Below are 20,535 nucleotides of genomic sequence, written 5' to 3' on the forward strand. Positions count from 1 at the left end.
CTTTCAGGTCACGTGCGAGTGTGACTCAGGTGATGTCCTTCTTCTGGTTCACGGCCCAGCCGGCGAGGAAGAAGATCATCGTCCAGCCGAAGAAGATGAGCGCCGAGGCCCACCACGAGAACGCGCCGGGAGCACCGGCCGCGTACTGCAGCGCCCACGCCGTCTCGTCCTGCAGGCCGGGCACCTTCACCCCGGCGGCGCCGAACGCCTCGGCGCCGATGGCGCCCACGATGCCGTTGACCGTGCCGTTCGGCAGGACGCCGCCCAGCCAGGTGATGTCGGCGGCGCCGAACATGACGAACACCAGCACGTTCTCGACCACCAGCATCCAGATGGTCAGCGTGATGATGCTGCCGACCACGCTGCGCCACACCGCGCCGACCCCGATGCCGAACAGGGTCGCCAGGATGGTCGCGAGGACACCGGCGCCGAGCACGCCCAGCCACTGGCCCGCCGTCGGCAGGCGCTGGCTGTCGACCGTGATCACGGTGCCGAGGCTCGCCGCGCCCACGATGATCACGCCGTAGATGGCGCCCCAGGCGATGTAGGTGATCATCTTCGCGCTCAACGCCGAAACCCGGTTCGGGGCGGTGAGGAACGTCGTGGTGATCGTCTTCTTCGTGTATTCGCCGGCGAGGGCGAAGACACCGAAGATGATCGGGATCATCGTGCCGATGTTGATGCCGTGCCCGAGCGCGAGCAGCCCGACGGGCAGTTCGCCGGTCGAGATGCCGAGCGCCTCGGTCAGCTCACGGGTGTCGGAGCGGCCGAGGAAGTCGCTGAAGTCGTTGGTGACCATGCCCCAGAACAGGGCGAACGCGAAAGCGAAGACCACCGCGGGGATCATCAGCGCCCACCACGCCTTGAGCGTGAGCGTCTTGCGGAACTCCGCCTTGATCAGGTTGCCCATCAGCCCTGGCCTCCCCAGCCCTCGTTCTGGCCCTGCTGCTGCGCCTGCTGCTGAGGCGGGGCCTGCTGATACTGCGGTTGCTGCTGCTGGAACTGCTGCTGCGGCGGCGCGAAACCGGGCGGCGGCGTGTTCTGCGGCGCGTAGCCGGGAGGCGGCCCCTGATATCCGGGCGGCGGGCCCTGGTAACCCGGAGGCGGACCCTGGTAGCCCGGCGGCGGGCCCTGCTGGAACCCGGGCGGCGGCGCGGCGTACTGGCCCTGCGTCAGCTGGAAGAACATCCGCTCCAGATCCGCGGTCTCCTCCTGCATGCCGTAGACCGCGATGCTCGCCTTGGCCGAGATGTCACCGATCTGCTGCACCGTCGCGCCCGACACCGCGACCCGGCCGTCCGGCATCGGCGAGACCTGCGTGATCCCCGCCTCCTGCAACGCGGAGACGAGGCCGTTCGCGTCAGCCGACTGAACCAGCACGCGGGACTGGTTGCTCTTGCGCAACTGGTCCAGCGAGCCGTTGTAGCGCGTCATGCCCTGGCTGATGATCACGACCTGGTCGATCGTCTGCTCCACCTCGTTCAGCAGGTGGCTCGAGACCAGCACCGTGCGCCCCTCACGCGCGTACGCGCGCAGGAAGTTCCGCAGCCACAGGATGCCCTCGGGGTCGAGACCGTTCGTCGGCTCGTCCAGCACCAGCACCTGCGGGTTCCCCAGCAACGCCGTCGCCAGCGCCAGCCGCTGCCGCATACCGAGCGAGAACCCGCCCGCCTTGCGGTCCGCCGCCGACGAAAGGCCGACCAGCCCCAGCACCTCGTCCACCCGCTGATCCGGCATCCCGATCGCCGCCGAGTACACGCGCAGGTGATTCCGCGCCGTGCGTCCCGGGTGGAAGCCCTCGTTCTCCAGCACCGAACCGACGACCCGCGCCGGATTCCCCAGCTGGTCGTGCGGGCGCCCGTTGATGGTCGCCGTGCCGTTCGTGGGCGTCACCAGCCCGAGCAGCATCCGGAGCGTCGTGGTCTTCCCGGCCCCGTTGGGCCCCAGGAAGCCGGTCACCGACCCGGGCTCCACCGTGAAGCTCAGATTCTGGACCGCGTTGACCGCACCGAACTGCTTGCTCAGGTTCTGCACCGCGATGCGGCCACTGCCGTCGTGCATACCGTCCCCTTTTGTTGACGAAGGCCGATCACGCGACATCCTGCCTCACGGGGTGAGCCCGCACCCGAGGAAGGGGTCAATCCGCCGAAAGCGACCTTCGTCACGTTCGGCGCGGTGACGAGTCCGTCCTCCAGCGCAGCCGTCACTGCGCCGAATAGCCGCTGACTACCGAATATGCGCCGCCGAGCATGGAAAATCACCGACCAGGAAGGAGGCCGGTGAACAAATAATTCGGAAGACATGGCGACCTCATGCAGCGCGACGGCGACTTATTACCTACGATGGAGGAGGCGGCCCGCTCCCAGTGACCCCCAGGCTGGTTGAGCGGGCCGCCCTCAGCCCCTTTGCCCCACCTTGGTCGGTGCTTGCGCACCTTCCCCGAGGTGGGGCTTCGTCGTATCACCCGGGGGGCCGAGCCCCCCCGGACCCCCGCGGTGCGGCTGGCGCCGGTCGGCGGGGTGGTGGCCTAGGGCGCGGAGCGCCCTGGCCTGGTGAGCGAGATCGGTCTCGTTCGTCAAAGGTGTCCATAAAAGGAGCGAGGGACCTTTGCGCACCGGGGTGGCATAGGTCCCTCGCGTGGGGGTGTGGCGTGGGGGTCAGGCCAGGACGTCGGCCAGGTCGGTGGCCGGCAGGCCGTGCGCGGCGGCGACGGGCGCGTTCGTGAGGGCGCCCGCGTGCGTGTTGAGGCCCTTCGCCAGCGAAGCGTCGGCCTGCAGCGCCTTCAACCAGCCGTGCTCCGCCAGCTGCACCGCGTACGGCAACGTCACGTTGGTCAGCCCGTAGGTCGACGTCCGGGGCACCGCGCCCGGCATGTTCGCGACGCAGTAGAACACCGACTCGTGCACCTTGTAGGTCGGCTCGTCGTGCGTGGTCGGCCGCGAGTCGGCGAAGCATCCGCCCTGGTCGATCGCGATGTCCACCAGCACGCTGCCCGGGCGCATCCGCGAAACGAGGTCGTTCGAGACCAGCTTCGGCGCCTTCGCGCCGGGAACGAGCACCGCGCCGATGACCATGTCGGCGTCCAGCACGGACTGCTCCACCGACAGCGCGTTCGAGGTCACTGTGCGGATGCGGCCGCCGAAGTCGTTGTCGATCTGGCGGAGCCGGTCGACGTTGGTGTCCAGGATCTCGACGTCCGAGCCGAGGCCGAGCGCGACCCGCGCCGCGTTGAGGCCCGCGACACCGCCGCCGATGACGACCACGCGCGCCGGGTGCACACCGGGGATGCCGCCGGGCAGCACACCGCGGCCACCGCTCGGCTTCATCAGTGAGAACGCGCCCACCTGCGGGGCCAGCCGTCCGGCGACCTCGGACATCGGCGCGAGCAGCGGCAGCGCGCGGTTCGGGGTCTGCACCGTCTCGTAGGCGATCGCGGTGGTGCCCGCGGCCAGCAGCGCGTCGGTCAGCGGGCGGTCCGCGGCGATGTGCAGGTAGGTGAACAGCACCTGGTCGGCGCGCAGCCGCGGATACTCCTCGGCGATCGGTTCCTTGACCTTCAGCACGAGCTCGCCTTCGGCCCAGGTCTCCTCCGCGGTCGCGAGGATCTTCGCGCCCGCGGTGACGTACTCCTCGTCGGTGATGGACGAACCGAGGCCGGCGCCGGTCTCGACGAAGACGTCGTGGCCGCGCCCGGTCAGTTCGTGCACGCCCGCCGGGGTGAGCGCCACCCGGTATTCGTGCTTCTTGATCTCACGGGGGACGGCGATACGCACGGAAGGCCTCCTGGCGGCGGGGTCTGCGAACAAAGGTGCTGCCACTCACGGTGAGCCACCCGGACGGCGGTGTCATCGTTTGCCCGCGACAGTGTTGGGAACCGATCATGGTTTCGCGGGCACAATCGCTTGACCTCCAGTCAAGTGGAGCTTGCACCTTGGGTCACATGAGAGCCGTGTGGTTGAAAGAGTTCGGCGGGCCCGAAGTGCTCGTCGCGGGCGATGCCCCGGATCCGGTGCCCGCAGCGGGCCAGGTCCTGATCGAGGTGGCGTTCGCCAACATCACGTTCGTCGAGACACAGTTCCGCGCCGGCGGGGGCGGGCCGTTCCGCGCCGAGCTGCCGATGATCCCCGGCAACGGCGTCGGCGGCGTGATCAGCGCGGCAGGCGAGGGGGTCGACCCCGGCCTGGTCGGCAAACGCGTCGTCACCTCGACGGGCGGTTCCGGCGCGTACGCGGAGCGGGTCGCGGTCGCCGCCGACGGTGTCTTCGAGGTGCCGGACGGCCTGGCCCTCGACGCCGCGGTCGCGATCCTCGCCGACGGCCGCACGGCGACCGCGCTGGTGACCGCCGCGCGTATCCGCCCCGGCGAGCGCGTCCTGGTGGAAGCCGCGGCGGGCGGCGTCGGCGGGCTGGTCGTCCAGCTCGCCAAGGCGGCCGGCGCCGAGGTCGTCGGCGCGGCGGGTGGCGCGGCGAAGACCGAGCACGTCCGGGAACACGGTGCGGATGTGGCGCTCGACTACCGCGAGCCGGACTGGGCGGCGAAGGCGGGCGAGGTCGACGTCGTGTTCGACGGCGTCGGCGGCGAGATCGGGGCGACGTCGTTCGGGTTGCTGAGGCCGGGCGGCCGGATGCTGATCTACGGGCTGTCGAGCGGTTCGTGGACGGAGGTGTCCGATGAGGACGCCGCCGCGCGCGGGGTCACCGTGATCCGGGGACTCGGCGGGCCGGCCGAGATGCGGGCGTTCACCGAGTCGGCGCTCGCCGAAGCCGCCGCCGGACGGCTGGAACCCGTGATCGGCCAACGGTTCCCGCTCGACCGGGCGGCCGACGCGCACGCGGTCATGCAGTCGCGTGGCGCGATCGGCAAGACCTTGCTCGAGGTCTGATGTTCGACGTCGACGAATTCCTCGCCGGTCCGCTCACCGCCAGGGTCGCCGCGGCGGGGCCGACCGTGCGGCCGGTCTGGTACCTCTGGGAGAAACAGGCCTTCTGGATCCTGACCGGACCGTGGGCGCGGCTGGCCGGTCTCGTCCGCGAGTCGCCGTCGATCGCGGTGACCGTCGACGTGTGCGACGTCGGCACCGGCCTCGTGCGGCAGGTGCTGGCGCGAGGTGAAGCGGAGGTGCTGCCGTTCGACGTCCCTCGTGGACGGCGGCTGCTGAGCCGGTATCTCGGCCGGGACGAACGCAAATGGGATGCGCGTTTTCGTTCTTACCTGCACGATGATCCCGAGGTGAAAGGGACCGTCTGGGTCCGGATGGTGCCGAAGCGATTCGTCGCCGAGGACCTCGGGTATCGGGTATGACGAACGGCCGTGCAACCTGCGAAACGGTAAATGCAGCACGATCGAGTCAAGATGTTGATCTTACTGGCCGGTAAGCTGCCATTCTGTTCCGCATGACAAATCAGGACTGGCGGCGGGAGCGGCGTGTCCGCACCGTCGACACCGAAGGCAATCCGGCAGATGTCATCGTGGGCCTGGTCGAAACCCCGGGAAACGGCTACGAAGCCGCGCTGCGGGTCGACGGCGGCCCCGGTGTTCTTTTGCCGCTTTACCCCGGTGCCGATCTGCTCGCCGCGGTGCGGCAGACCATTGAGGACGGTTATCGCGCCAGCGCGCACTGAACCGTCGGATGTCAGGAAAGGGTCTTTCAAGATTTTTCTCGTCCTGAAAGACCCTTTCCTGACGTCTGGGCGCGGTTTTGTAGAACTACAAAGTGTTCGTTGTCGCACAGTTTGTCGTCGAATCAGCTCCATCGCAGGGAAACGAGTTGCGTGATCAGCGCCAGCCGGACGTCGGGATCGTCGAGGTCCAGCGGGACGAGATCGAGCAGCCGCCGCATCCGGTACCTCAGCGTGTTGGGATGGATCCGGAGTTCCTTCGCGGCCGCGCGCGGGTCTCCGGGATGACGCAGCCACTGGTAGAGCGTGTCGACGTAGCCGCTCTCGTGGGCTTCGTCGTGCGCGCGCAGCAAGCCGAGCGGGCCGAGCTCGGCGACCCTCGCGGTACTGGCCGCCGTCGCCCCGCGATGCAGTGAAAGGGCGGTCCACGCCTCGTCGAAGACCACGACGCGACCGGGCACCAGCTTCGCGCGAAGCAGCCCCAACGCCTCGTCGGCCTGAAGCCGCGACGTCGCGAGTTCGCCGATTTCGCAGGCCGATCCCGCGGCCGCCCGCGGGGTCCCGCCCTTCCTCGACGACGGCAGGGCTTCGAGCGCGGCCCGGAGTTCGTCCCAGCCGTCGCCGTCCGGGACGACCGCGTAGAGCACGCCCCCGAGTTCGGTGGCCACCGGCCGCCTGCCGACCCCCTGCGAGATCCGTTCGAGGAGGGCGAGCCGCAGGCCCTCGTCGTCGCGGCCGTCGCCACCGGCGACCTCGATGACGACGACGCGATGCGGCTCCTCGGAGAGGTCGAGTTCCGCGATCGCCTTGCGCGGGCTCGCCTTCCCTTCCAGCACGGCACGCAGGAGTTCGGCCGAGACCCGGCGTTGCGAATCGGTGTGCGCGCGGCGGCGCAGCAGGTGCAGCGCGACGACGGGCGCCGCGTCGGCGAAGGCGGCCGCGCGTTCGTCGGAGACCGGCCCCGCGACGACCGCCCACATCGATCCCAGCAGCTCGCCGCCCATCCGGATCGGCACGATGAGCCGGGGCAGGGTGCCGTCGCGCTGCGCGGGCACGAAGATCGTTTGCCGCCCGCGGGAAAGCTCGCGGAACACCCCACGCGACCGGAACCGCGCGAGCACGTCGTCGGGGATGCGGCGGCCCATGATCGTGGACACGCGCGCCGAGTCGGTCAGGTCCTGCCGGGCGGAGTAGGCGAGCACCCGCGAGTTGGTGTCCTCGATGGTCACGGGCGCGTCGACCACCGACGCGACGGCGTCCGCGAGCCGGAACAGGTCACCGGAACCGGGTCCGCCGCCGTCCTCCAGCGCGTCCGACTCGTCGGCCAGCGCGTCGAGGACCGTCCTGAGCAGCCAGACGAGCTGGGCCCACGACGTCGCCGAGCGCACCTCGATCAACGCGATGTCCGCCGATTTCGCCGCCCGTTTCACCGAGGGTTTCGCCGCGAGCGGCGGTTTCAGCAGGACGGCGGCGGCGCCTTTGGCCGCGCTGAGCCGGACGAGTTCCGCGGCGTCCGGCGTCTCGGTGATCGCGACACCGAGGACGAGGTCGCCCGCGGCGAGGGTGTTGCCGGGTTCGGCGATGACGACGTCGCCGACGGCCGGGGACTCCTCGGGGACCTGGAGGGCGTGCAACAGCGTCGGCCCCACCCGGTCGACGACACTGCGCACGGAAACCATGGGGCGATTGTCCAGCAGGTGGGACCACCGCACACGTCAGACCTCGCGTGGCGTCCGCGCGTCGATGTCCTCGGGCGTGAACCGCTCCCGTTTGGTCGTCAGCGCCCATCGGTGGCCGTCCGGGTCGATGATCCGGCCGTAGCGCTCGCCGAAGAACATCTCCTCGACCGGCGCCTCCACCCTGGCGCCCGCGAACACGGCGCGCCGCACGAGGTCGTCGGGGTCCCCGGTCTCCAGGACCAGCAGCATCGGGGTGCCGCCGAGGGTGGCGGGCGCGAGCGCGTCCAGCTGCGGGATCTCCTGGCTCACCAGCAGCCGCGCGTCGCCGACCGCGACTTCCACGAACAGCACGACCCCGTTCGGCAGCACGTTGCGGAACAGCTCCACGGCGCCGAACGCCTTGGTGTAGAAGGAAAGCGACGCGTCGACGTCCTTCACGAACAGATGCGGCGTCAAACCGAGCGGCCTGCTCACGCCGACTCCGCCCGCTTCAGCAGCCCGGCCTGCCCGGCCACGGCGACGAGCCTGCTCAGGAACTCCGCCTCGCGGGCGGCGACCTCCCGGCCTGCGCGGGTCAGCCGGTAGTAGCGGCGGCGCGAGTCGTGCGGCTGGTCCTCGCTCGCGTCCGGGGCTTCCTCGACCAGGCCGTCGGCGACGAGCCGGGCGAGCGTCCGGTACAGCGTGCCGGGACCGAGCTGGGCGGTACCGCCGCTCACCTCGTCGACGAAACCCATGATCGCGTAGCCGTGCGCGCGGCCTTTCGCGAGCGCCAGCAGGGTCTGGAACGCCGCGGGGGTGAGCTGTGGGTTGCCGTCGGCCATCCGGGAAGCATACACTCCGATCTCGTTATATCCATGATGGATACAAAGGGGCCGGTATGGCGATTCAGGGCGTGCACAAGATCGTCGTCGGGGTGCGGGACCAGGACCGGGCGAAGCGGTTCTGGTCCGAGGTCGTCGGGTTCGCGATCACCACCGACGTGCCGTATGACGACGAAGGGAACCGGTGGGTCGAGGTCACTTCGGCGGATGGTGCGACGTCACTCGTTCTGAGTACCGCGCCGGAAGACCTCGAGCGGTTCGAAGTGCGTGACGAACTCCCGACGGGCAATTTCTTCTTCTACGCCGACGACATCCAAAAGACGTACGAGGAGCTTTCGGCGAAGGGTGTCGACTTCCCCGCCCGGCCGGAGAAGCAGCCGTGGGGCTGGTGGGCGATGTTCACCGACTCGGAGGGCAACAGGTTCGCCCTTCAGGAAAAGAATCCCACCTCCTGAGAGCAGTTGGGTGCTCCGTCCGGCGGAGCTAGCGTCGGTGACAACAGCCGAAACCCTTGAGCCGCTAGGAGAATCGCGATGAGCGCGGACGGATGGTCGTTCGAGACCAAGCAGATCCACGCGGGTGCGGCGCCGGACACCGCCACCGGCGCGCGGGCGACCCCGATCTACCAGACGACCTCGTACGTGTTCCGCGACAGCCAGCACGGCGCCGACCTCTTCAGCCTCGCCGAGCCCGGCAACATCTACACGCGGATCAACAATCCCACGCAGGACGTGCTGGAGCAGCGGCTCGCCGCGCTCGAAGGCGGCGTCGCGGCGCTGGCGTTCGCCTCCGGGAGCGCGGCGACGACGGCGGCCATCCTCAACGTCGCGAACGCCGGTGACCATTTCGTCTCCAGTCCTTCGCTGTACGGCGGCACCTACAACCTCTTCCACTACACGCTTCCCAAGCTCGGCATCGAGGTCTCGTTCGTCGAGGACCAGGACGACATCGAGCAGTGGAAGGCCGCCGTCCGGCCCAACACCAAGCTGTTCTTCGCCGAGACGCTGGCAAACCCGGGCAGCAACGTGCTCGACATCCGCGCGGTCGCCGATGCCGCGCACGAGTCCGGGGTCCCGCTGGTCGTGGACAACACCGTTCCGACGCCGTACCTCGTGCGCCCGATCGAGCACGGCGCCGACATCGTGGTCCACTCGGCGACCAAGTACCTCGGCGGGCACGGCACCACGGTCGCCGGGGTGCTGGTCGACGGCGGCACCTTCGACTTCGGCAAGGACCCGGCGCGGTTCCCCGGGTTCAACGAGGCCGACCCGAGCTACCACGGCCTCAAGTACTGGGAGGCCCTCGGCCCGGGCGCGTTCGCCGCCAAGGCCAGGGTCCAGATCCTGCGCGACACCGGCGCCGCGATCGCGCCGTTGAACAGTTTCCTGATCCTGCAAGGGATCGAGACGCTTTCGCTGCGCCTGGAGCGGCACGTGTCCAACGCGCAGGCCCTGGCCGAATGGCTTGAGCAGCGCGACGAGGTCGAGAAGGTGTACTACGCCGGGCTGCCGTCGAGCCCGTACCACGAGGCCGCGAAGAAGTATCTGCCGAAGGGGGCAGGCGCGGTGCTGTCGTTCGACCTGCGCGGCGGCGTCGAAGCCGGACGGGCCTTTGTGGACGGTACGGAACTGCACAGCCAGCTGGTCAACATCGGTGACGTGCGCAGCCTCATCGTGCACCCGGCCTCGACCACGCACAGCCAGCTCACGCCGGAGGAACAGGCATCCAGCGGTGTCACGCCCGGGCTCGTGCGGCTCGCCGTCGGGCTGGAAGGGATCGAGGACCTCAAGGCCGATCTCGAGGCCGGATTCCGGGCGGCCAAGGCCGCTCTGTGACCGGTGCGTGGCGAGAGGGAGAGCCGCCTGGACGTCGTCGTTTCGTCGCCGGCGTCCAGGCGCTCGAAACCGGCGGCACGCTGCCCTTCACGCTCGCCTACGAGACGTGGGGGACACTGGATCCCAGTGCCTCCAACGCGATCCTCGTCGAGCACGCGCTGACCGGGGACAGCCACGCCGCCGGTCCCGCGGAGGAGGGTCACGTCAGCCCCGGCTGGTGGGACGGCCTGATCGGGCCGGGCAAGGCGATCGACACCGACACGTTCTTCGTGGTGGTCCCGAACGTGCTCGGCGGCTGCCAGGGCTCGACCGGTCCGTCTTCACGGCATCCGGACGGAAAGCCTTGGGGCAGCAGGTTTCCCGCCGTGACCGTGCGGGACCAGGTGGGCGCCGAGGCCGTCCTCGCCGACGCGCTGGGCATCGGCCGGTGGGCCGCGGTGATCGGCGGTTCCATGGGCGGGATGCGCGCGCTGGAATGGGCGGTGAGCGCACCGGACCGGGTCTCGGCACTGCTCGTGCTCGCGTCGACGGCGCAGGCGTCGGCCGACCAGATCGCCTGGTCCGCGCCGCAACTGCACGCCATCCGCGCCGATCCGGGCTGGCACGGCGGCGACTATCACGACGTCCCCGGCGGCGGCCCGGACGCCGGCCTCGGCATCGCACGGCGAATCGCGCACGCGACCTACCGCAGCGAAGCCGAACTGGCGCAACGCTTCGGGCGTCGTCATCAGGACGGCGAAGACCCCTTGCGCGGCGGGCGGTTCGCTGTCGAGTCCTATTTGGACCATCACGCCGGGAAGCTGTCGCGCCGGTTCGACGCCGGCAGCTACGTGGTGCTCACCGAATCGATGAACACGCACGACGTCGGGCGCGGGCGGGGTGGTGTCGCGAACGCTCTAGGCCGGATCACCGCGCGGACGATCGCGGCCGGGGTGGACAGTGACCGGCTCTACCCGCTGTACCAGTCGCGGGCCATCGCGGACGGGGTCGGCGGGGCGGAGTTCGCGGTCATCGGCTCGCCGTACGGGCACGACTCGTTCCTGATCGAGACCGAGCAGATCGGGCGGCTGGTGAAGCTGCTGCTGGGGTAGCCCCGGGGTTGCTGCTGCCCGCGGTGCTGGGATGGCTCCAGATGCGCCGGTCGGGCGGGGTTGCGAAAGCCACTTTCGGGACATCAGGCGCCGCGAAAGTGGCTTTCGCGACACGGCCGCACGGGGCGGGCGCGCGACCGCTAGTCCGCCACCGCGTCCGAGATCCAGGGCGCCACCGGCAGGTCCCGGTCCAGGCATTCCGCCGACAGCCTGATCGTCCAGCGCAGCGCCTGCAGCACCAGGCTGTCGACCTCGTCCGGCGCGGCGTTGGCGAGCGCGATCTCGACCTGTTCCTGCGCGGCCTCGCTGTTGCCGTGCACCTCGGCCAGCAGCGTGCGCACGGCCGTCCGCACGGGCGGGTCCGCCTGGTCGATCGAGACCTCTTCACCGTCCTCGTCGAACACCTGGACCTTGACCGGCGCGCTGCCGCCGTCACCGAGGGTCGACACCATCGCGCTGCATTCACCGAAGAGCATCATCACGAGCTCCTTGGTCTCTTCGGAGCGGGCTCGGGGCTCGACGGCGGTCGGCGTGAGCTCGTCGAGCGCCTCGGCGTCCTCCCCGAGGCTGATCGCCACGAGCGCACGCTGCGCCTTTTCGACGAGCCTCCGCTCGTACTCGCTCCTGTCCGGCTCCACGTGCCTATCAAACACCAGCGGACGGAAAAGTGGGGATAGGCCGAAACCCGGTCGTGGTCACTTGGCGGAGTGCAGTGCACCCAGCGCGAGGCGACAGAGCATTTCCGCCAGTTCGCTGTCACCGAGATGGCGGTTGTACGGCGTCGAGTTGATCAACCCGAAGACCGCGTGCGCCGCCGAGCGCGCCTGCCGCTCGCCGATGCCGGGGACGGCGTCGCTGATCGCGCGCACCCACACCTCGACGTACTGGCGCTGCAGGGCGCGGACCTGTTTGCGGTCACTGTCGGTGAGATTGGCGAGGTTGCGTTCCTGGACGGTGATCAGCGCGGGATGCGTGAGCGCGAAATCGACGTGAAAATCCACCAGTGCTTCGAGAACTTCGCCCGGCTCGTCCCGCTGGCTCGCCCTCGCCGTCCCGCCGTCGAGGAGGTAGCGGCTGATCGAGTTCAGCATCTCGCCGAGAATGGCGTCCTTACTGCGGAAATGCCGGTACAGCGCCGGTCCCGAGATGCCGACGGCCGCGCCGATGTCGTCGATGCCGACGCCGTGGAAACCGTGGTGGGCGAAGAGCTCGGCGGCGGCGGCCATGATCTGTTCGCGCCTGTTCGCCTTCTCGCCGTTCACGAGTGGGGTGGGGTTCGCCGGCATCTGGCCATATTAAGGCCGCGTGTTAGCGAGCGCTAACACGCGGCCGTACTTCCAGCCTGAGCCAAGCGGGTTACCTGGGGAAATGACCCTTTTGCGTGGGGCTACCACCTGGTAATGCTGTCTCTCGTTAACTTGTCACGAAGGAGTGACCATGGCCGTCCCTGCTCGGATCAAAGCTCTTTCCTTCACTCGTTTAGGTGCGGCCCTGGGGGTCGCTGTCCTTGCCACCTTCGGTCTCGCGGGCACCGCTCAAGCGGCGACCAACTACGTGGCGCTCGGTGACTCGTACTCGTCCGGCGTCGGTGCCGGCAGCTACGGGAACTCGGGCGACTGCATGCGCAGTGCCAACGCCTATCCCCAGCTGTGGGCCAACGCCCACGCCGGGACCACCTTCAAGTTCGTCGCGTGCTCGGGGGCGCGCACCGGCGACGTCCTCAACCAGATCGCGAACGTCACCTCCAGCACCACGCTGGTGACGGTCTCGGTCGGCGGCAACGACGCCGGGTTCGCCGACGTCATGACCACCTGCACCACCGGCAGCGACCAGACCTGCGTCAACCGGGTCAACACCGCGAAGAACTACGTGAACAACACGCTTCCGGGGCTGCTGGACAACGTCTACAGCAAGATCAAGTCGAAGGCGCCCAGCGCGAAGCTGGTCGTCCTGGGGTACCCGCGCTTCTACACGGTGCCGGGTTCGTGCTCGGTCGGGCTGAGCGACACGAAGCGCTCGGCGATCAACTCGGGCTCAGACACGCTGGCGTCGGTGCTCTCGGCCCGTGCCGCCGCGCACGGCGCGAAGTTCGTGGACGTGCGGGGTGCCTTCACCGGGCACAACATCTGCTCGTCGGCCGACGACTACCTGCACAGCCTCACCTGGCCGATCGTGAACTCGTACCACCCGACCGTCGCCGGTCAGCGCGGCGGCTACTACAACCCGCTGGTCGCCGCCATCGGCTGACCGTTTCGCGCGTGAAGGCCCCCTTCCCTCGGCTCAGCCGAGGGAAGGGGGCCTTCACGCGCTGCCGGGGGCGCGGTGGACAAGCGACGTTAGTGGACGTTAACCTGTGCGGGCGAGTTAACGACGGCTAACTTGGCGACGAGGAGCCATGGACACACCCGTACTGAGCACTTCGGCCGATCCGGGCAGCGACGAGTACGCCCGCAGCGTCACCTCCCATGCCGAGCTGGTCGAAGACCTGCGCAAGCGGCTCGCCGCCGCCCGGCTCGGGGGCCCGGAGAAATCCCGCACCCGCCACGTCGAGCGGGGCAAACTCCTGCCACGCGACCGGGTCGACACCCTCCTCGACCCGGGTTCGCCGTTCCTGGAGCTGTCCCCGCTGGCCGCCACCGGACTGTACGACGACGAGGCGCCCTCGGCCGGGATCATCACCGGGATCGGGCGGGTCTCGGGCCGCGAATGCGTGATCGTCGCCAACGACGCGACGGTCAAGGGCGGCACGTACTACCCGATGACGGTCAAGAAGCACCTGCGCGCGCAAGAGGTCGCGCTGCACAACAACCTGCCGTGCGTCTACCTGGTGGACTCCGGCGGCGCGTTCCTGCCGCGACAGGACGAGGTCTTCCCGGATCGTGAGCACTTCGGCCGGATCTTCTTCAACCAGGCGACGATGTCGGCGCGCGGCATCCCGCAGATCGCCGCGGTGCTCGGGTCCTGCACGGCGGGCGGCGCGTACGTCCCGGCGATGAGCGACGAAGCGGTCATCGTGCGGAACCAGGGCACCATCTTCCTCGGCGGCCCGCCGCTGGTGAAGGCCGCGACCGGCGAGGTCGTCACGGCCGAAGAGCTCGGCGGCGGCGACGTCCACTCGCGTCAGTCCGGCGTCACCGACCACCTGGCCGAGGACGACGCCGACGCGTTGCGCATCGTTCGCTCGATCGTGTCGACTTTGGGCCCGCGCGCCCCGCGCCCGTGGGACGTCCTCCCGACGGAGGCCCCGGTCGCCGACCCGAACGAGTTGTACGGAGTCGTCCCGACCGACCCGCGCGTGCCCTACGACGTCCGCGAGGTCATCGCCCGGATCGTCGACGGCAGCCGGTTCGGCGAGTTCAAGAAGGAGTACGGCTCGACGCTGGTCACCGGGTTCGCCCGGATCCACGGCCACCCCGTCGGCATCATCGCGAACAACGGCGTCCTGTTCGCCGAGTCCGCGATGAAGGGCGCGCACTTCATCGAGCTGTGCGACAAGCGCTCGATCCCGCTGCTGTTCCTGCAGAACATCACCGGCTTCATGGTCGGCAAGGCGTACGAGGCGGGCGGCATCGCCAAGCACGGCGCGAAGATGGTCACCGCGGTGGCCTGTGCGCGCGTGCCCAAGCTGACCGTCGTCATCGGCGGCTCGTTCGGCGCGGGCAACTATTCGATGTGCGGCCGCGCGTACTCGCCGCGGTTCCTGTGGATGTGGCCGAACGCGCGCATCTCGGTGATGGGTGGCGAGCAGGCGGCGTCGGTGCTTTCGACGGTTCGCCGGGACGCCATCGAGGCACGCGGCGGCGAATGGTCCACTGAGGACGAAGAGGCCTTCAAGGAGCCGATCCGCGACCAGTACGAGGCGCAGGGCAGCCCGTACTACTCGACTGCGCGGCTGTGGGACGACGGGGTGATCGACCCGGCGGACACCCGCACGGTGCTCGGCCTCGCGCTGTCCGCGGCGGCCAACGCGCCTTTGTCCGATGTCAACTACGGCGTCTTCAGGATGTGAGCATGTTCGACACGGTTCTGGTCGCCAACCGCGGGGAGATCGCGGTCCGCGTGATCCGCTCGCTGCAAGGGCTCGGCATCCGTTCGGTCGCGGTGTACAGCGACGCGGACGCCGACGCCCGGCACGTCCGGGAGGCGCACACCGCCGTCCGCATCGGCCCGGCCGAAGCGGCGAAGAGCTATCTGTCCATCCCGGCGATCGTCCAGGCGGCGGTCGACACGGGCGCGCAGGCGGTCCACCCCGGTTACGGCTTCCTCGCGGAGAACGCGGAATTCGCCCGCGCCTGCGCCGACGCCGGCCTGGTCTTCATCGGCCCGCCGGTCGAGGCCATCGACGCCATGGGCGACAAGATCCGCGCCAAGGCGACGGTGTCCAGGGCCGGGGTCCCGGTGGTGCCCGGAGCGTCCGATGTGGACATTCCCGAAGGCGGTTTCGCCGCCGCCGCGGAGAAGGTCGGGTTCCCGCTGCTGCTCAAGCCGTCCGCCGGTGGTGGCGGCAAGGGGATGCGGCTGGTCAACGAACTGTCCGAACTGGACGCGGCCGTCGAGTCGGCGCGGCGTGAGGCCAAGGGCTCGTTCGGTGACGACACCCTGCTCATGGAGCGGTTCGTCACCACGCCGCGCCATATCGAGATCCAGGTGCTCGCCGACACGCACGGCAACGTGATCCACCTCGGCGAGCGCGAGTGCAGTCTTCAGCGGCGGCACCAGAAGATCATCGAAGAGGCGCCGTCCGTGCTCCTCGACGAAGCGACGCGCGCGAAGATGGGCGCGTCCGCGGTCGAGGCCGCGCGCTCGGTGGGTTACGTCGGCGCGGGGACGGTCGAGTTCATCGTTTCGGCCACCGCGCCCGACGAGTTCTTCTTCATGGAGATGAACACCCGGCTCCAGGTCGAGCATCCGGTGACCGAGCTGGTCACCGGGCTGGATCTCGTCGAGTGGCAGGTCAAAATCGCCGCGGGTGACGTGCTCACCGTGTCGCAGGACGACGTCCGGCTGGACGGTCACGCCGTCGAAGCCCGCGTCTACGCCGAAGATCCCGCCCGCGGTTTCATCCCGACGGGTGGCACCGTGCTCGCGGTCCACGAGCCGTCGGGTGAGGGCGTGCGCGTCGACTCGTGGATGAGCGAGGGCGCGGTCATCGGCTCGAACTACGACCCGATGCTGGCCAAGGTCATCGCCTGGGGCCCCGACCGCGCGGCCGCGTTGCACCGGCTCGACCTGGCGCTCGCGGACACCGCGCTGCTCGGCGTCGGCACCAATGTCGCCTTCCTGCGCGGGCTGCTCGCCGACGGCGACGTCCGCGACGGCAAGCTCGACACCGGCCTCGTCGACCGGCGTCTGTCCACTTTGGTCTCCGAGGAGGTGCCGCCGGAGTTCTTCGTGGCGGCGGCGCTCGACAGGCTGCTTTCCCTGCAGCCACAGGGATCCGTCATCGACCCGTGGGAAGTGCCGGACGGCTGGCGGCTCGGCGGTTCCGGCGGGATCGACTTCGCGTTGAAATCGGGAAGCTCCGAAGCCGTCGTGCGGGTGCAGGGCACGCCGGCGAAGGCGCTCGTGAGTGTCGACGGCGCCGAGCCGATCCGGGTTTCCGCCCGGCGCGAGGGCGATCTGCTGGAGGTCCGGCATCCCACCGGTTTCCACCGCTACCGGCACGCGGCCGGGAGCGGGCGGACGGTGTGGCTCGCGCGGGACGGTCACAGCTTCGCGATCGGCGAGCGTGAACGGCTGCGCTCGGCCGCCGGTGCCGCGGGCGGCGCCGGGCCGGTCACCAGCCCGATGCCCGGGACCGTGCTGGTGGTCAAGGCCGCCGCCGGTGACGTGGTGAGCGCCGGGACGCCGCTCGTGGTCGTCGAGGCGATGAAGATGGAGCACACGATCACCGCGCCGATCGACGGCGTGGTCAGCGAACTCCCCGTCCGGGCGGGCCAACAGGTCGCGCTGGACGAGACGGTAGCCGTCGTGACACCCCAAAAGGATGAGCAATGATCGACTTTCGGCTGGATGACGAGTACGAGGCGCTGCGCAAGACGGTCGAGGAATTCGCGCGTTCCGAGGTCGCCCCGGTCATCGGCGACCTCTACGAGCGGGAGGAATTCCCGTACGAGATCGTCGCGAAGATGGCCGAGATGGGCCTGTTCGGCCTGCCCTTCCCCGAGCAGTACGGCGGCATGGGCGGTGACTACTTCGCGCTCTGCCTGACACTGGAGGAGTTGGCTCGCGTCGATTCTTCGGTCGCGATCACCGTCGAGGCCGGTGTTTCCCTTGGCGCCATGCCGATCTACCGGTTCGGCACCGAGGAGCAGAAGGAGAAATGGCTCCCGGAGTTGTGCGCCGGCACCGCGCTCGGCGCGTTCGGCCTCACCGAACCCGGCGGCGGCTCGGACGCCGGCGCCACCCGCACGCGCGCGAAACTCGACGGCGACACCTGGGTGATCAACGGCAGCAAATCGTTCATCACCAACTCCGGCACCGACATCACGAAACTGGTCACGGTCACCGCCGTCACCGACGTGAAGGAGAACGGGCGCAAGGAGATCTCGGCGATCATCGTCCCGTCCGGCACCCCGGGTTTCGCCGTCGCGCCGAAGTACTCCAAGGTCGGCTGGAACTGCTCGGACACGCACGAGCTCTCGTTCGACGACGTCCGTGTCCCGGCCGAGAACCTGGTCGGCGAACGGGGCCGGGGGTATGCCCAGTTTCTGTCCATTTTGGACGAAGGCCGGGTGGCGATCGCCGCGCTGAGCGTCGGGCTCGCGCAGGGCTGCGTCGACGAATGCCTGCGGTACGTCAAGGAACGTGAGGCGTTCGGGCACAAGATCGGCGAGTACCAGGCGATCCAGTTCAAGATCGCCGACATGGAGGTGCGCACGCACACCGCGCGGCTGGCGTACTACGCGGCGGCGTCGAAGATGCTGCGCGGTGAGCCGTTCAAGAAGGAGGCGTCGATCGCGAAGCTCGTCGCGTCGAACGCCGCCATGGACAACTCGCGCGACGCGACGCAGATCTTCGGCGGGTACGGCTTCATGAACGAGTTCCCGGTGAGCCGGTTCTACCGGGACGCGAAGATCCTGGAGATCGGGGAAGGGACCTCGGAGGTGCAGCGGATGCTGATCGCGCGGCACCTCGGCGTCGCCTGACACTCTTGACCATGCCGATAATTATACCGGTATAGTTATCGGCATGGTCGAGCTGAAATCCGCCGCCGAGCTGGACGTCATGCGGGAGTCCGGTCGTGTCGTGGCGCAGACGTTGCGAGCGGTGAAAGAGGCGTCCGCGATCGGCGTGAGCCTGAAAGAGCTGGACGACGTCGCCGCGCGGGTGATCAGGGACGCCGGCGCGAAACCGTCGTTCCTCCACTATCGGCCGCATTCCGCTCCGACGCCGTTCCCCGCCGTGATCTGCGCGAGCGTCAACGACGCCGTCGTCCACGGCATCCCGTCGGACTATCGCCTGTGTGACGGCGACCTGGTGAGCATCGACGCCGGCGCCTACATCGACGGCTGGCACGGCGACGCGGCGATCAGTTACGTCGTCGGCGAGGCCGACCCCGCCGACCTCGAACTAATCGCGACCACCGAACGCGCGCTGGCCGCGGGGATCGCCGCCGCCCAGGCGGGAAGCACGATGGGCGACATCTCCCACGCCGTCGGCACTGTCGGGCGTGAAGCGGGCTACGGCCTTCTCGCGCACCACGGCGGCCACGGGATCGGCCGCAGCATGCACGAGGACCCGCATCTGCCGAACGAGGGCAGGCCGGGGCGCGGCATGCGGCTCAAGCCGGGGCTGGTGCTGGCGATCGAGCCGATGTTCATCGCCGACGGCCGCGACGGCTACCGCATCGAGGACGACGGCTGGACGCTGCGCACCGTCCGCGGCGCCAGGGCCGCACACGTCGAGCACACCGTCGCGATCACCACAGAAGGTCCGCGCGTCCTCACGATGTTGTAGAACGGATGGATGAGCGACTTCATCATCCGCCAGGGTGGTTCTGGGGATTTCCAAACGTTGCTGGACATGTTCGACGAGGTCGTCGCGTGGCTGGCCTCGCGCGGCAGCGAGGGGCAGTGGGGGAGCGAGCCGTGGTCCACGATCCCGAAACGCGTCGAGCGGGTCCGGGGGATGGCCGACGGGCCGGGGCTGTACATCGCCGAGATCGATGGCCAGGCGGCCGGGGCGATCATCCTCGGTGACCGCTTCCCGCATGTCTCGCCGGTCGACGAGCCGGAGATCTACATCGGCCTGCTGCTGACCTCGCGCCGGTTCACCGGCCACCGCGTCGGCTCGCGGCTCATCGAGTTCGCGCTGGCCGAGGCGCGGGAACGCGGTATCGGCCTGGTGCGGGTCGATTGCTGGGCCGGTGGCGACGGCGACCTGCAGCGCTACTACGAGAGCCAGGGCTTCAAGCCGACGGAACGCTTCGACGTCAAGGGCTGGATCGGGCAGGTGTTCGAGCAGCGGCCGTAGGACTGGCGTCCTCGCGGCTTCCGGTGCACCATAGTTGACACAACGCCAACAGTGCCCCGGACAGTGAAGTCGCAGAGGAGCCCAGCATGGCCAAGCGTGAACGTTCCCTAGCGGGCAAGGTCGTCGTGATCACCGGAGCGGCGCAGGGCATCGGGGCCAGCACCGCGACGGCGCTGTCCCGGCTCGGCGCCAAGGTGGTCATCGGCGACCTGGACCAGGTCCTCGCCGAGAAGACCGCCGCCGAACTGGGCGCGGAGGCGCTGCCGCTCGACGTCACCGACACGAAGGGCTTCACCGAGTTCCTCGACGAGGTCGAGCGGCGCGTCGGCCCGATCGACGTGCTGATCAACAACGCGGGCATCATGCCGCTCGCGCCGCTCGACGAAGAGGACGACGCGGCGACCCGCAGGCTGCTCGAGATCAACCTGCACGCCGTCATCCACGGCACCAGGGAGGCCGTGAAACGGATGCGCCCGCGTGGCACCGGCCACATCGTCAACATCGCCTCGATGGCGGGAAAGGCCGGTTTCCCCGGCGCCGCCACCTACTGCGCCACGAAACACGCCGTCGTCGGCCTGTCGGAATCGGTGCACCTGGAATTGCACGGGACGGGCGTGCTGGTGTCCTGCGTGATGCCCGCGGTGGTGCGCACGGAACTGGCCAGCGGGCTCGGCGAGGCGAAGTTCTTCAAATCGGTGCAGCCGGAAGATGTGGCGCAGGCCATTGTCGATGCGTTGCGCCGTCCCAAGTTCGACGTCTTCGTTCCCGCGTCGCTGGACGCCATGGGCAGGATCACACGGCTGCTTCCGCGCCGCCTCGGCGAGGGACTGCTCCGTGCGCTCGGCGGCGACAAGATTCTGTCCTCCGCAACGCATTCCAGTGCTCGCGCGGAGTACGAATCGCGTGCCGCGCGGAGTGCTCCGGCGGCGGAAAAGGGTGCCGATTCTTAACTCGTACGGCCTAGCCACTGTCCGAAATGGACCGGCTGTGACGGCCGGGGTGTTGAGTCGTGCGCT

21 protein-coding genes are annotated in these 20,535 nt (G+C 69.2%); 13 read left to right on the forward strand and 8 right to left on the reverse strand.

The features are described from left to right. Positions 1-25 precede the first annotated feature (25 nt). From ACXIZN_RS40365 to ald, 3 genes are all read right to left on the reverse strand, one after another. Entirely contained in the window at positions 26-910 is an 885-nt protein-coding gene (locus ACXIZN_RS40365) for an ABC-2 transporter permease (protein ID WP_005150670.1), read from the reverse strand. Then, on the reverse strand, positions 910-2,061 hold the full coding sequence (locus ACXIZN_RS40370; protein WP_457960006.1) for an ABC transporter ATP-binding protein: 1,152 nt from the start codon (positions 2,059-2,061) through the stop codon (positions 910-912). Before ACXIZN_RS40370 ends, ACXIZN_RS40365 begins: the two co-directional genes overlap by 1 nt. Positions 2,062-2,657: 596 nt before the next feature. Next, positions 2,658-3,773, reverse strand: coding sequence for an alanine dehydrogenase (gene ald, locus ACXIZN_RS40375; protein WP_457960007.1), 1,116 nt, complete (start codon positions 3,771-3,773; stop codon positions 2,658-2,660). 167 nt (positions 3,774-3,940) lie between these two features. On the opposite strand from ald, the gene ACXIZN_RS40380 reads away from it, so the two are divergent. The 3 genes from ACXIZN_RS40380 to ACXIZN_RS40390 all read left to right on the forward strand — a co-directional run bounded on the left by ACXIZN_RS40380 (position 3,941) and on the right by ACXIZN_RS40390 (position 5,621). Then, positions 3,941-4,882 carry a zinc-binding dehydrogenase gene (locus ACXIZN_RS40380; protein WP_457960008.1) on the forward strand — a complete coding sequence of 314 codons (942 nt, stop codon included), beginning with the start codon at positions 3,941-3,943 and terminating at the stop codon, positions 4,880-4,882. After that, positions 4,882-5,301, forward strand: a complete 420-nt coding sequence (locus ACXIZN_RS40385; RefSeq protein ID WP_457960009.1) for a pyridoxamine 5'-phosphate oxidase family protein — start codon at positions 4,882-4,884, stop codon at positions 5,299-5,301. Before ACXIZN_RS40380 ends, ACXIZN_RS40385 begins: the two co-directional genes overlap by 1 nt. A 92-nt stretch (positions 5,302-5,393) precedes the next feature. Continuing rightward, the gene (locus ACXIZN_RS40390; protein ID WP_034309241.1) at positions 5,394-5,621 is read left to right on the forward strand and encodes a hypothetical protein; all 228 of its coding nucleotides are present in this window, start codon (positions 5,394-5,396) and stop codon (positions 5,619-5,621) included. Positions 5,622-5,743: 122 nt separating this feature from the next. Here the strand turns inward: ACXIZN_RS40390 and ACXIZN_RS40395 are convergent, their stop codons facing one another. The 3 genes from ACXIZN_RS40395 to ACXIZN_RS40405 are packed head-to-tail and all read right to left on the reverse strand — an operon-like array spanning position 5,744 to position 8,118. Beyond that, positions 5,744-7,297, reverse strand: coding sequence for a helix-turn-helix domain-containing protein (locus tag ACXIZN_RS40395; RefSeq protein WP_457960010.1), 1,554 nt, complete (start codon positions 7,295-7,297; stop codon positions 5,744-5,746). Positions 7,298-7,333: 36 nt separating this feature from the next. After that, entirely contained in the window at positions 7,334-7,771 is a 438-nt protein-coding gene (locus ACXIZN_RS40400; protein ID WP_457960011.1) for a VOC family protein, read from the reverse strand. Next, positions 7,768-8,118 carry a PadR family transcriptional regulator gene (locus ACXIZN_RS40405; protein WP_125788427.1) on the reverse strand — a complete coding sequence of 117 codons (351 nt, stop codon included), beginning with the start codon at positions 8,116-8,118 and terminating at the stop codon, positions 7,768-7,770. The genes ACXIZN_RS40400 and ACXIZN_RS40405 overlap by 4 nt, the downstream gene beginning before the upstream one ends. Before the next feature lie 56 nt (positions 8,119-8,174). Between ACXIZN_RS40405 and ACXIZN_RS40410 the strand changes: the two genes are divergently transcribed. The 3 genes from ACXIZN_RS40410 to metX all read left to right on the forward strand — a co-directional run bounded on the left by ACXIZN_RS40410 (position 8,175) and on the right by metX (position 11,044). Continuing rightward, complete coding sequence (locus ACXIZN_RS40410; protein WP_457960012.1) at positions 8,175-8,573, forward strand: VOC family protein; 399 nt, start codon at positions 8,175-8,177, stop codon at positions 8,571-8,573. A gap of 78 nt (positions 8,574-8,651) precedes the next feature. After that, positions 8,652-9,953, forward strand: coding sequence for a bifunctional o-acetylhomoserine/o-acetylserine sulfhydrylase (locus ACXIZN_RS40415; RefSeq protein ID WP_457960013.1), 1,302 nt, complete (start codon positions 8,652-8,654; stop codon positions 9,951-9,953). Next, positions 9,950-11,044 carry a homoserine O-acetyltransferase MetX gene (gene metX / locus ACXIZN_RS40420; RefSeq protein ID WP_457960014.1) on the forward strand — a complete coding sequence of 365 codons (1,095 nt, stop codon included), beginning with the start codon at positions 9,950-9,952 and terminating at the stop codon, positions 11,042-11,044. Before ACXIZN_RS40415 ends, metX begins: the two co-directional genes overlap by 4 nt. Positions 11,045-11,184: 140 nt before the next feature. On the opposite strand, the gene ACXIZN_RS40425 is transcribed toward metX, so the two are convergent. Both ACXIZN_RS40425 and ACXIZN_RS40430 read right to left on the reverse strand, forming a co-directional pair. Next, on the reverse strand, positions 11,185-11,682 hold the full coding sequence (locus ACXIZN_RS40425; protein ID WP_005150645.1) for a hypothetical protein: 498 nt from the start codon (positions 11,680-11,682) through the stop codon (positions 11,185-11,187). Between the two features lie 57 nt (positions 11,683-11,739). After that, positions 11,740-12,330, reverse strand: coding sequence for an SACE_7040 family transcriptional regulator (locus ACXIZN_RS40430; RefSeq protein ID WP_016337026.1), 591 nt, complete (start codon positions 12,328-12,330; stop codon positions 11,740-11,742). 151 nt (positions 12,331-12,481) lie between these two features. Here ACXIZN_RS40430 and ACXIZN_RS40435 point away from each other — a divergent pair, with 151 nt between their 5' ends. The 7 genes from ACXIZN_RS40435 (at position 12,482) to ACXIZN_RS40465 (ending at position 20,469) form a co-directional block, all read left to right on the forward strand. Beyond that, entirely contained in the window at positions 12,482-13,291 is an 810-nt protein-coding gene (locus ACXIZN_RS40435) for an SGNH/GDSL hydrolase family protein (RefSeq protein WP_457960015.1), read from the forward strand. A 148-nt stretch (positions 13,292-13,439) separates the two neighbouring features. Next, positions 13,440-15,053: a carboxyl transferase domain-containing protein gene (locus ACXIZN_RS40440; RefSeq protein ID WP_457960016.1), complete on the forward strand. Its 1,614-nt coding sequence runs from the start codon at positions 13,440-13,442 to the stop codon at positions 15,051-15,053. 2 nt (positions 15,054-15,055) lie between these two features. Next, positions 15,056-17,041 carry an acetyl/propionyl/methylcrotonyl-CoA carboxylase subunit alpha gene (locus ACXIZN_RS40445; protein ID WP_457960017.1) on the forward strand — a complete coding sequence of 662 codons (1,986 nt, stop codon included), beginning with the start codon at positions 15,056-15,058 and terminating at the stop codon, positions 17,039-17,041. Continuing rightward, positions 17,038-18,192: an acyl-CoA dehydrogenase family protein gene (locus ACXIZN_RS40450; RefSeq protein WP_126735697.1), complete on the forward strand. Its 1,155-nt coding sequence runs from the start codon at positions 17,038-17,040 to the stop codon at positions 18,190-18,192. The genes ACXIZN_RS40445 and ACXIZN_RS40450 overlap by 4 nt, the downstream gene beginning before the upstream one ends. A gap of 43 nt (positions 18,193-18,235) precedes the next feature. Continuing rightward, the gene (map, locus tag ACXIZN_RS40455) at positions 18,236-19,003 is read left to right on the forward strand and encodes a type I methionyl aminopeptidase (RefSeq protein WP_457960018.1); all 768 of its coding nucleotides are present in this window, start codon (positions 18,236-18,238) and stop codon (positions 19,001-19,003) included. Between the two features lie 9 nt (positions 19,004-19,012). Further along, positions 19,013-19,519 (forward strand): GNAT family N-acetyltransferase, encoded by a 507-nt coding sequence (locus ACXIZN_RS40460; RefSeq protein ID WP_125673904.1) that lies wholly within the window; start codon positions 19,013-19,015, stop codon positions 19,517-19,519. An 86-nt stretch (positions 19,520-19,605) separates the two neighbouring features. Further along, positions 19,606-20,469: an SDR family oxidoreductase gene (locus tag ACXIZN_RS40465; RefSeq protein ID WP_038508730.1), complete on the forward strand. Its 864-nt coding sequence runs from the start codon at positions 19,606-19,608 to the stop codon at positions 20,467-20,469. The last annotated feature ends 66 nt before the right edge of the window (positions 20,470-20,535 follow it).

It is taken from the genome of Amycolatopsis sp. TRM77291 (assembly GCF_054166285.1).